The following is an 11,374-nucleotide window of genomic DNA, read 5'->3' on the forward strand; positions in this document are numbered from 1 at the left end:
ACGTCAGGCTTCCGCCCCGAGCGCCGTCGCACGCGCCTGCCGCAGCTCGGGGTCATCAGGGTCAAACTCCCAGCCGGACATATTGCGTACCAGTAATTGCGACAGAACCTCAATGTGGTCCGCGCGCGCATTCAGCGCAGGGATGTAATGGAACTCGCGACCGCCACTGGCAAGAAACGTCTCCCGGTTCTGCACGGAAATCTCCTCCAGCGTTTCCAGGCAATCGGCACTGAAGCCCGGACACACCACATCGACGCGGCCAACACCCTGCCGCCCCCATTCCTTCAGTGTGCCGTCCACGTAAGGCGACAGCCACGCTTCACGACCAAAGCGTGACTGGAACGCCAGCAGCCATTGATCCTCTTTCAGTTCCAGCGCCTCGGCAAGCAGCCGCGCTGTTTTGTGTACTTCGCAAAAATACGGGTCACCCGCCAGCAGGCAGCGGCGCGGAATGCCATGAAACGACATCAATAACCGGTCCGCCTGCCCGTGCTCCTGCCAGTGCTCGCGTATGCTGGCGGCCAGTGCAGCAATATAGTCCGGGTCGTCATGGTAGTGCTGGATAAAGCGCAGGCCGGGCACCCGGCGCCAGCTGGCAAGTACCCGGGTAACCTCATCGAAGACGGAAGCCGTGGTGGTGGCCGAATACTGCGGATATAACGGCAGTATCAACAAACGCCGCGCGCCGCGTTTTCGCAATTCATCGAGGCCCGCCTCAATTGACGGAGCACCGTAACGCATGGCCAGCACGGTCTCGACACGCCCCGGTGCAAGATCGGCCAGCCGCTTGCCAATCAACTCACACTGTTTCTGTGGAATAACCAGTAACGGAGAACCCTCGGGTGTCCAGATCGACTGGTACAGTGCAGCCACCTTGCGTGGACGAAGACGCAGAATGACGCCGTGCAGGATCAGCCACCACAATGGCCGCCAGATCTCGACCACGCGCGGGTCCCACAGAAATTCGGCGAGGTAACGGCGCACCGAACGGGTATCCGGCTTATCCGGCGTGCCGAGGTTGACCAGCAATACCCCGGTGCAGTCCTGTGAGTCATGGCGAAACCCGCTTTCGCCGATATACCGGCTCATACCATACTACGCCCGTCTGAATAACCCGGAGTGACGAATAGAGAGAGAGTTAACATCCGCCTATCCTAACAGAATCAATCCATCAGTTGCCGCACCAGCTCCCGCAGTCTGGACAGTGCCTGGTCGTGACCCGTCAGGCCGGCGCGCCGTGCACAGCTGGTCCAGTCGTGTTTTTGCAGAATGCGTGTGACCAGTAGTGCGGCATCGGCAGCATCCAGCCCTGCGAGTGATTGCGGCGACACCAGCCGATTGCACAACCACGACCAGAGCGCACCGATCACCGCTTCCGGAAAACGCCGCTGGTACGCAAACCGGCGTACATCTTCAAGGTCATCCGCTGTCAGCACCTGTTTTCCGCCCGGCACATCATGCATCAGCGCCAGAACCAGTGGCGTTTCCAGATCACGCAGGCTGTCGGACAACTGGTGCGGGAAGTGGCGTATAAAACGCTGCCCTGCATGGATAAATAACTGCTCACCCGGCCGGCTCAAGGCCCGCATTACCACAACAGCATGATAGCCACTGCTTGCACTGCGTCGCTCGCTGACGCGCACCGGCTGCCAGCCCGCAGCTTTCCAGAAGCGTAACAGGCGCGCATCGGCAGCAAAACTCGCACCCACGTAATCAAAACCATCCTGCCGGGCAGTTTTCCCGATATAACCGAGAAGCTGTGAACCAAGTCCACGCCCCTGTACCGCGGGGTGCACTGCAATGCGCATTACCCGGGCCGCACGCTGTTGCGGCGCCTCGACCAGCCCCAGGTGCAGGGCCAGTGTTTCCGGTAGCAGGTGACCATGGGGCCGACGGATACCGGCGGTGATCGCTTCGGCCTCATCAGCGTCAAAACCACCTTCCTCTGCCACCAGTGCCGTGGCAGCAACGTGACCGTTGAGGCGTAACAGATAAACAGACAGGTTCGGTGCATCCAGTAACTGGCGCAGATCCGCTGGCCGTGTCTTGTAGTGTGCCAGCACCAGCAGGCCGAACAGTTCCCGCAGCAGGGGTTCATTGTGCAGGAGTTCGTCGCGATCGACACGTTCAATACAGGCTGTGGCTGTATCGGCGTTTTGCAGTACATCATCTGCTGCCGCACCCGCATCCAGCATCAGCATGCGGAACACCAGGGCTTCCAGTGGGTCGTCCGGCGACCAGCGGACAGGCGTTTTCAGTTCCACCGTTTTCCAGCTGTTGGAAAGACGATCCAGGACATGGTTAAAGCGCAATGCAAACCCCCGCCCCGTGCCTTCATAACCGTGCACTGTCGTAGCAAAGGCAATACGCGAGTACCGCTGTAACAGCACTTCAAGCATGGGCGCTGGAATCGAGGCCGCCTCGTCGACCAGCAACAAGTCCGTATCCTGTGGCTGTTGTATCAGTGCATCCGGTGCAACAAAGCGCAAGGCGCCCTTCTGCTCATGGGGTAACAGTGCAGTTGCCTGGCGCATGAGCGCTTCCACTGCACTGCGACGTGCAGCTGTCACCAGAACACGCTTGCCGTGTTCAATCATCAGCCGCGCCGCAGCAATCCCGAAAGCCGCAGACTTTCCACGCCCCCGGTCGGAACGCAATACCACCGGACGACGCCGGTGGCCGGTCGCCACATGCATCACCGCCGCCACCGCCACTTCCTGGTCTTCGGTGATGCAGGGTGAATCCTGCCGCAGGCGGGAGAGAGGGCCCTGTGGGGGGCAAGCGGCGGAAAACTCCGGCGTCCGACGCACAATCCCGTCTTCGATCCAGAATACATCCCGCGCATCAGCCAGCAAGCTGACAAGGCGCTGCAAATAGCGCCCCGGAGGCTCAACGCGCCGCCCGGCTGCCGTGTTGCTGCGACGACTGTGGATATCCGGCCGACAGGGCCATTTATCCACGGGCGGTGTCAGCAGGTATAGCACCCCGCCGCCACGCAAGGTACCGCTCAACGCCCCGAATGCATCCGGATCAAACCCGTTCCAGGCATCGAAAACCAGCGTATCGCACTCGCTCCCGAGCCAGTCTGACAGATTCTCCGTGTACCAGCGTGTCGTGCCGTTCCCGTCTATACCCAACTCATCCAGCACAGCCCGTACCACCGCCTGCTCCCCCGATATCCACACCAGGCCACGGTGCTGTTGCCGCCGTAAATGCGCACGCCACCCGAGCAGCCTGTCATGCGGCGATTGCGTCGCGTGTCCGGTGCAGTCTGTGTACGACAGGGTCATGACTGAATTATGTCGGAAAACCGTAACTTGCGCGAATGCTCCGGAAAACGGCAATGGCTCCGCACAGGTGGGGAAGCAATATGTGCGACAGTCACCGAATTGATTAAAGTCCCGGCAAATTAACCCGATAGAAGGTACGAACCATAGATTTCTGTTTGCATGCCGGACTGGGTATGCAGTACGCATATCACCATCAAGGGCCTGGCAACGGATGCAAAAATTCTCGCTCACTCGCACACTGCTGACACTCCTGCTGGTTCAAACCAGCCTGCTCGGCGTCATAGCCTTCGGTCTGTGGGATAGCGTTGATGACCCGGGCTTACTCCTGGTTCTGCCCATACTTGGCCTGCTTACGACGGGCGCTGTGGCTTACGCTGTGAAGCGCCTGCTGGCCAAACCCGCACAGCAGGTTTCTGAAACGATCCAGGCATTCTATACCGGCAATATCGACCAGAATGCCCGCCTGGATTTCGCTGTTGCCCATGAACTGAAACCCGTGGCGGACGCCTACAATGGACTGGCTGACCAGCTACAGACGATCCTGACCATACTGGCCGATTCGGCACGGCAATTCTCCGATGCCGCCGGGGAAATTGCGGCACACACGCAAAATACCCTGCAACGCATGAGCAGGCAGGGCGATGAAACCAGTAACATCGGTGAAGCGGTTACCAGCATGGCATCGGCAATTTCACAGGTGGCCAATGAAGCCCGGGAAGCCGCCAGCCACGTTGCAGAATCCGACAAGCTGGCGCAGGAAGGCAAGGAAGTCATGACCGAGGCGATTGGCGCCGCCATGGCGCTGACGGCAGATGTCGCCCAGGCCTCATCGGTTATTACAGAACTCGGAGAGAAATCAAAAGACATCAGCGTAGTGCTGGATGTCATCAACAGTGTCGCCGAGCAGACCAACCTGCTGGCATTGAATGCCGCTATCGAAGCGGCGCGCGCCGGTGAAGCCGGCCGTGGCTTCGCGGTGGTTGCCGATGAAGTGCGCTCGCTGGCCGCACGCACCCAGGAGTCCACCTCGAATATTCTGGCAACGATTCAGGCCGTGATGAATGGCGTGGAACAGGCGTCCAGCGCGATTTCATCCGGCAATGAAAAAGCTGCCACCTGCGAAGAAATGGTAGAAAACGCAACCGTAACCTTTGTCGAAATTGTCGGGGCGGTCGGCAACCTCAAGAATGCCAACCGGGGTATCGCCGATGCGGCAAGCAGCCAGAGTACAGCCGCTGAGAACATTCAGCAATCCATGGAAACCATCATTGGTGTCACCCGGAGCACGGATGAATCTGCTCACCAGATCAAGCACTGGTGTGACGAGTTATCGAAAACGGCCAGCCAGTTAAACCTGATCGTCGGCCAACTGTGTCCGGCTTCGGCTGTTGCGAACGATCACCCTGAAAGTGAACCAGCCGACACCGGGATCGAACTTTTCTAGTTCGCCGGTTTTTTCCCTTTGCGCGCCCGGGCCGGTGCTATATGAATGGCGCGTCCATGTACCGCGAGTGCGGCTTCGTGGAATGACTCGGATAAAGCCGGGTGCGCAAAGACAGTCAGGGCAATGTCCTCCGCACTACCACCCAGTTGCATGGCAATTACCGCCTCGGCAATCAGTTCCGACGTCTGCGGCCCGATCATGTGCACACCCAGCAGACGGTCGGTTTTTTCATCGGCCAGCACCTTGATAAAACCTTCCATGTTACCCATTGCCCGCGCTCGCCCACTGGCGGTAAACGGAAATACACCACTGCGATATGCGACACCGGTTGCGCGTAATTCCTGCTCGGCCTTTCCCACCCAGGCGATCTCTGGCAGGGTGTAGACCACGGAAGGAATGGCGTCATAATTCACGTACGCTACCTGGCCTGCAATCCGTTCTGCAACCATTACACCTTCCTCTGAGCCCTTGTGTGCGAGCATCGGACCACGCACGGCGTCACCAATCGCCCATACACCCGGCAGATTGGTGGAGCACTGTTCATCCACGTGAATGTAACCCCATTCATCCAGCAGCAAACCGGCTTCGTCTGCGGCGAGATCATTGGTATTGGGTCTGCGCCCGACAGCAACAATCAAACGGTCAAACTGCATATCGTGTTCGCCGTCCTTGTCCTGGTAACGCAATTCAACCTGCCGGTTATTCACCTTGCACATCACCACCCTGCTGCCGAGCCGGATATCCAGCCCCTGCCCGGTAAAGCTGCGTAATGCCAGCTTCGCCACCTGCTCGTCAGCCACCTGTAGAAAGCTGTCCTGTGCCTCCAGCAGCACGACCTGTTCTGCACCAAGGCGGCGCCAGACACTGCCCAGCTCCAGGCCGATGACACCGGCACCAATGATGCCCAGCCGCGAGGGAACCTCGCCAAATGACAGTGCACCTGACGAATCGACAATATATTCCCCGTCTTCTGCAATGCCAGGCAACTGTACCGGCGATGAACCCGGCGCAAGAATAATATGCTCGGCACTCAGTGTTGTTTTACCGTCATCGTTGCTGACGACCACACATCGGTCCGCAGACAATGTCGCCCGCCCTGCCACGTGCGTAACACCATTGGCCTTGAACAACTGCGCGATACCCTGGGTAAGCTCATTCACAACACGCTGCTTGCGCTGCATCATGGTATCGAGATCGAGACTGACCTCAGAGACGCCTATACCGTGGGAAGCCAGTCCATTACGGGCATGCGCAAACTGTTCCGATGACTCAAGCAAGGCCTTGGAAGGGATGCAACCCACATTAAGACAGGTTCCGCCCAGGGACGGCTTGCCATCCTCACCCCGCCACGCATCGATACAGACCGTTTTCAGTCCAAGCCGGGCACAGCGAATCGCAGCCACATAGCCGGCCGGCCCTGCGCCTACAACAATGACCTGGTACTTGTCTGACATGTGCCTCACACGCCCAGCATCAATCTTGCCGGGTCCTCGATCATTTCCTTGACGGTCACCAGAAACTGGACAGCCTCACGCCCGTCGACCAGTCGATGATCGTAGGACAGGGCAAGATTCATCATCGGCCGTATCACCACTTCACCGTCCTCGGCGACCGGGCGCGGCTGGATCTTGTGCATACCCAGTATACCGCTCTGCGGCGGGTTCAGTATCGGGGTCGACAACAGTGAACCAAACACTCCGCCGTTGGTAATGGTAAAGGTACCGCCGGTAATATCTTCCAGTGACAGTGATCCTTCACGTGCCTTGCCCGCGTAATCGCCAAGCTGTATTTCAATATCCGCCATCGCCATAAGGTCCGCATTGCGCAGCACCGGCACGACCAGTCCGCGTGGCGATGACACGGCAATACCGATATCGAAAAATCCGTGGTAGACAATATCTGTACCGTCAATAGAGGCGTTAAGCTGGGGAAAACGCCGCAGTGCCTCGATCGAGGCCTTGACGAAGAACGACATGAAGCCCAGCCGCACGCCATAGCGCTTCTCGAACGCTTCCCGGTAGCGGGCGCGCAGGTCCATGACCGGTTGCATATTGACCTCGTTGAAAGTGGTCAATATGGCTGCGTTGTGCTGTGCCTCCAGCAGGCGTTCTGCAATACGTGCACGCAGGCGTGTCATGGGCACACGCTTTTCCGGCCGCTCGTCTGCCGATGTAAAAGATTCTTTTTCCGCTTCAATCTGCTGTGTGACTGTTTCGGCAGCTGGCGATGTCGCAGGTTTCTGATCAAGTACCGCCAGCACGTCTTCCTTGAGAATACGATTGCCACTGCCACTCGCCTTGATGGCATGAATATCCAGGCCGTTTTCCTCGATCAGTTTTCTCGCCGCGGGCGTGGCGAAGGGTATGCCTTGCTTTGCTTCGGTCGTTTCTGTTTTTGCGGCTTCGGACGTCACTGTATCAACTTCGTGAGGCGATTCCGATACAGCTTCCTCACGCATGCGTCCGATCACCTGGCCGGATGTCACAACCGCCCCTTCAGCTTCAATAATCTCTTCCAGCACGCCATCTTTCGGCGCCGGCACTTCGAAAACAACCTTGTCGGTTTCGATTTCCACCAGTGATTCATCACGTTTTACGCTATCACCGGGTTTCCGGTTCCAGGACAGGATGGTGCCATCTGTCACGGACTCGGGGAAAACCGGAACCTTGAGTTCAATCGACATCGTTCGTCCCTTTATTTATCTGTCTGTGGCGTTTCGGGTTCAAGACCGAGTGCTTCTGCAACCAGCCGGTGCTGCTGTTGCAGGTGCAACCAGGTGTAGCCCACGGCCGGCGCCGCCGAGAAAGGCCGGCCTGTATAATGTAGTCGGGATGGGTCAGGCAGCGAGGCATGCAAATGATGCTGGATGGAGAACCACGCCCCCTGGTTCTGCGGCTCTTCCTGGCACCAGATAATCTCACTGGCATTCGGGTAGCGCTCAAGTTGTTTGCGTAATTGTGCCTCGGGAAAAGGATACAAACGTTCGACACGGATAATCGCAATGTGGTCGATTTCCTGTTCACGGCGCTTCTCCAACAGTTCGTAGTACACCTTGCCGCTGCACAGCACGATACGCAGTACAGCCGCGTCCTCGAGCGTATCAACCTCCGCAATCACCGGCTGGAACTCGCCCGCGCTGAGATCTTCCAGCGTACTGACGGCAAGCCGGTGCCGTAACAGGCTCTTCGGTGACATGACAATCAGTGGCTTGCGGCACTCCAGCATCACCTGGCGCCGCAGCAGGTGGAAAATCTGTGCCGGTGTGGTTGGCACACAGACCTGCATATTGTGCTCGGCGCACAACTGGAGATAACGCTCAAGGCGTGCGGAGGAATGCTCCGGCCCCTGACCTTCCAGCCCGTGCGGCAACAACATCACCAGCCCGCATAAACGGTTCCACTTCTGTTCACCGGCGCTGATAAACTGGTCGATCACCACCTGCGCATTGTTGGCAAAGTCACCGAACTGTGCTTCCCAGATCACCAGCGTTTTGGGGTCGGTGGTAGCATAACCGTACTCAAAAGCCAGCACAGCCTCTTCCGACAACAGGGAATTGATGACCAGGAAGTTGGCCTGGTCCTCGCTGACATTCCGTAATGGCACATAGGTCGACCCGTCCTTCTGACAGTGCAGTACTGCGTGCCGGTGAAAAAAGGTGCCACGACCACTGTCCTGCCCGGACAGGCGAACCGGGTAACCGTCATCAACCAGTGAGGCATAGGACATGGTTTCGGCAAACCCCCAGTCGATGGGCATGGCGCCGACCGCCATCTTGCGGCGGTTGGCAATAATCTTGGCGACATTCGGATTCAGTTCAAAACCATCCGGCAATCGATCGAGCTGGCGCCACAGCGTTCGCAGTCGCTCAATGCTGACCGACGTATCGAGAAATGCCGTACAGGCCTGGGCAAGATAGGGTACCCAGTCAACGGCCCACGGGTAGCCGGCCTCTTCCTTCGGCACCAGTTCATCGACAACCGTCTCGCCACGGTCGAGCCTGTCACGGTAGGCCGTCATCATCTGTTCCGGGGTATCGGCGTCGTATACACCCTCTGCCACCAGTCGTTCAGCGTAGATCGCGCGTGGTGTCGGGTGATTGCGTATGGCAGCGTACATCACCGGCTGGGTGGCCGTTGGCTCATCCGCCTCGCTATGACCGTGACGCCGATAGCAAACGAGGTCGATAACCACATCCTTGTGGTAGTCCATTCGATAATCCAGCGCCAGCCGGGTTACCGCTATTACGGCATCCGGGTCATCGCCGTTGACATGGAAGATCGGGGCATTGACCATCTTGGCAATATCGGTGCAGTACAGCGTGGAACGGGCATCGCGCTGGCTGCTGGTGGTGAAACCAATCTGGTTGTTAACAACAATGTGTACGGTACCCTTGGTGGAGAAGCCGCGCGACTGTGACATGTTGATGGTTTCCATCACCACACCCTGCCCGGCAAAGGCTGCATCGCCGTGGAGCAGTATTGGCACCACAAGGTTACCCTTATCATCACCGCTGCGCTGCTGTCGTGCGCGTACAGACCCTTCCACCACCGGCCCGACAATTTCCAGGTGTGACGGGTTAAAAGCCAGGTTCACATGCACCATGCCCTTGCCGGTACGCAGGTCTGATGAGAAACCCTGGTGATATTTCACATCACCGGAACCGTTAAAATCCTTTCCGGCCTTGCCCTCGAATTCCTCGAACAGTTCGGCAGCGGTCTTGCCCACAATATTGATCAGCACATTGAGGCGGCCCCGGTGTGCCATACCGATACTGACTTCCTTCACGCCGTGCGTTGCGCCGCGCTGAATCAGTTCATCCAGCAGCGGGATCAGTGCATCACCACCTTCCAGGGAAAAACGCTTCTGTCCGACATAACGTGTATGCAGGTAACGCTCCAGCCCCTCAGCTGCGGTCAGCCGCTGTAAAATACGGCGACGCAGCGCCGTATCGAGCTCCGGCTGCCCACCGGCACGTTCGAGTCGCTCCTGTATCCAGCGCTTTTCCTGGGTCTCCGTGATGTGCATGTACTCGGCACCGACACTGCCGCAGTAGATCGCTTGCAGGCGAGCAATGATTTCACGCAATGTGGCACGCTCGCCGATGGCCAGTGAACCGGTTTCAAACACCGTATCGAGATCTGTCTCGTCAAGGCCATGGAATTCAGGCGTCAGCTCCGGCAACTCCGGCTTCTCACGCAAGCCCAGCGGGTCGATATCTGCAATCTGGTGGGCACGAAAACGGAAGGCATTGATCAACTGCAATACCCGGATCTGCTTTTCCGCGTGCACATCGCCACCGGGCTCGCGGTGCGCAGCATGCAAACGGGCACAGGGCTGTCGGGTCAGGGCACGGAAGGTTTCGCGAATGCTGGCATGCGACGGTTCGGCACCATGACCGTTGATACGTGGCAGGGTCTGGAAAAAGGTCCGCCACTGCTCCGACACACTGGCCGGGTCACTCAGAAAGCTTTCGTAGAGGCTTTCAAGGTACGCCGCATTGTGACCCGCGAGTTGCGAGTCTTCCCAGAATTCCAGCAGGCCCTTGGGCCGGGTAATGTCATCCATTCGTTATTATCCTGCCAGTTAAGTGACGGCTTTACGGCACCTTATATAAAGATAGGCAATTGTTACGCCAAGTCCAGCCGTTGTACACCATTTTGGCCTGATTCCCGTCCCACGTTTCCTGTCATTCCGGCGCAGGCCGGAATCCATGTCAGGGGGAGGCGGTTGAAATCGTCCCGGGCGGGGTGCCTTTTCACCGGCAACGGTTTGCCCGCTGCGCGGGTTCCCTGCGCTTCTCGACATTTTGCGCGCTCGCTAAACTCGCGGTTTCTACGAAACCGCTCAGACAACGCTCGCTTGATCGCAAAATGTCTGCGATGCTCGGCTGCACCGACGCCGACGATAAGGAAACACCGCCCGTGACTTGTTCTGTGTGTGTCGATAAACAGCCGGGTTCGGCTATCTCCCGTCATCCAACATCCCCGTCATTCCGGCGCAGGCCGGAATCCAGCCGGGCATCACAACACATCAGGATACAAATCCTTCCACTGAGAATTCATCGCCTCAATGACATTGATTTTCCATGCCCGCTTCCAGTTCTTGATCGCCTTTTCACGACTAATAGCAGACTCCATCGTTTCATGCAGCTCATACCAAACGAGAATCTCTACGCCGTACTTTTTGGTAAACCCTTCAACAGCATGATGTTTGTGTTCCCAAACCCGCTTCACCAGGTTGGAGGTTACTCCTGTATATAACGTTCCATTTCGCTTGCTGGCTAACAGGTATACGCACGGTTGTCTTTCCATAATACGGGCCTCCTTGCCCGGACATCTGGATTCCGGCCTGCGCCGGAATGACGGAATATTATGCCTGGTTGGAGCGAAAGGTGAACGGCGGTTTCGGGTCAGAACCGGGAGTACGGTGTTTGCTGATATCAGAGAAATACCAATTTCCGGGACTGACCCAGGTCGTTCATTTATCGACACGCACAGAGCAAGTCCCGGGCGGGGTGCCTTTTCGCCGGCGTCGGTTCAGCCGCGCATCGCAGCGACATGTGGATGAAGCTAACCCTTGTCTGAGCCAGTCACACAGTGACTGGCTAGTTTGGGTGAGCGCCACATGTCGCGAGAAGCGC

Annotated in this window: 7 protein-coding genes; 1 reads left to right on the forward strand and 6 read right to left on the reverse strand. The window is 57.9% G+C overall.

The window, feature by feature from the left end:
- Positions 1-3 precede the first annotated feature (3 nt).
- A complete protein-coding gene (hemH, locus tag ACW81B_RS09875; protein ID WP_491580058.1) occupies positions 4-1,089 on the reverse strand; it encodes a ferrochelatase in 1,086 nt (361 codons plus the stop codon).
- A gap of 74 nt (positions 1,090-1,163) precedes the next feature.
- Complete coding sequence (locus ACW81B_RS09880) at positions 1,164-3,290, reverse strand: tRNA(Met) cytidine acetyltransferase TmcA (protein ID WP_491580059.1); 2,127 nt, start codon at positions 3,288-3,290, stop codon at positions 1,164-1,166.
- 211 nt (positions 3,291-3,501) lie between these two features.
- Between ACW81B_RS09880 and ACW81B_RS09885 the strand changes: the two genes are divergently transcribed.
- Positions 3,502-4,734, forward strand: a complete 1,233-nt coding sequence (locus tag ACW81B_RS09885; protein WP_491580060.1) for a methyl-accepting chemotaxis protein — start codon at positions 3,502-3,504, stop codon at positions 4,732-4,734.
- Here the strand turns inward: ACW81B_RS09885 and lpdA are convergent.
- From lpdA to ACW81B_RS09905, 4 genes are all read right to left on the reverse strand, one after another.
- Complete coding sequence (lpdA, locus tag ACW81B_RS09890) at positions 4,731-6,188, reverse strand: dihydrolipoyl dehydrogenase (protein ID WP_491580061.1); 1,458 nt, start codon at positions 6,186-6,188, stop codon at positions 4,731-4,733. The genes ACW81B_RS09885 and lpdA overlap by 4 nt on opposite strands.
- Positions 6,189-6,193: 5 nt before the next feature.
- Complete coding sequence (gene odhB, locus ACW81B_RS09895; protein WP_491580062.1) at positions 6,194-7,417, reverse strand: 2-oxoglutarate dehydrogenase complex dihydrolipoyllysine-residue succinyltransferase; 1,224 nt, start codon at positions 7,415-7,417, stop codon at positions 6,194-6,196.
- A gap of 11 nt (positions 7,418-7,428) precedes the next feature.
- Positions 7,429-10,299, reverse strand: a complete 2,871-nt coding sequence (locus tag ACW81B_RS09900; protein WP_491580063.1) for a 2-oxoglutarate dehydrogenase E1 component — start codon at positions 10,297-10,299, stop codon at positions 7,429-7,431.
- A gap of 455 nt (positions 10,300-10,754) precedes the next feature.
- Positions 10,755-11,045 carry a GIY-YIG nuclease family protein gene (locus tag ACW81B_RS09905; protein ID WP_491580064.1) on the reverse strand — a complete coding sequence of 97 codons (291 nt, stop codon included), beginning with the start codon at positions 11,043-11,045 and terminating at the stop codon, positions 10,755-10,757.
- Between the last annotated feature and the right edge of the window lie 329 nt (positions 11,046-11,374).

This window comes from Thiogranum sp. (genome assembly GCF_058323355.1).

What these genes read in the sequence shown, in the direction of transcription:
- ACW81B_RS09880 (WP_491580059.1), bottom strand. Translation starts at nt 3,290, where the DNA reads ATGACCCTGTCGTACACAGACTGCACCGGACACGCGACGCAATCGCCG.
- ACW81B_RS09900 (WP_491580063.1), bottom strand. Translation starts at nt 10,299, where the DNA reads ATGGATGACATTACCCGGCCCAAGGGCCTGCTGGAATTCTGGGAAGAC.
- ACW81B_RS09885 (WP_491580060.1), top strand. Translation starts at nt 3,502, where the DNA reads ATGCAAAAATTCTCGCTCACTCGCACACTGCTGACACTCCTGCTGGTT.
- hemH (WP_491580058.1), bottom strand. Translation starts at nt 1,089, where the DNA reads ATGAGCCGGTATATCGGCGAAAGCGGGTTTCGCCATGACTCACAGGAC.
- ACW81B_RS09905 (WP_491580064.1), bottom strand. Translation starts at nt 11,045, where the DNA reads ATGGAAAGACAACCGTGCGTATACCTGTTAGCCAGCAAGCGAAATGGA.
- lpdA (WP_491580061.1), bottom strand. Translation starts at nt 6,188, where the DNA reads ATGTCAGACAAGTACCAGGTCATTGTTGTAGGCGCAGGGCCGGCCGGC.
- odhB (WP_491580062.1), bottom strand. Translation starts at nt 7,417, where the DNA reads ATGTCGATTGAACTCAAGGTTCCGGTTTTCCCCGAGTCCGTGACAGAT.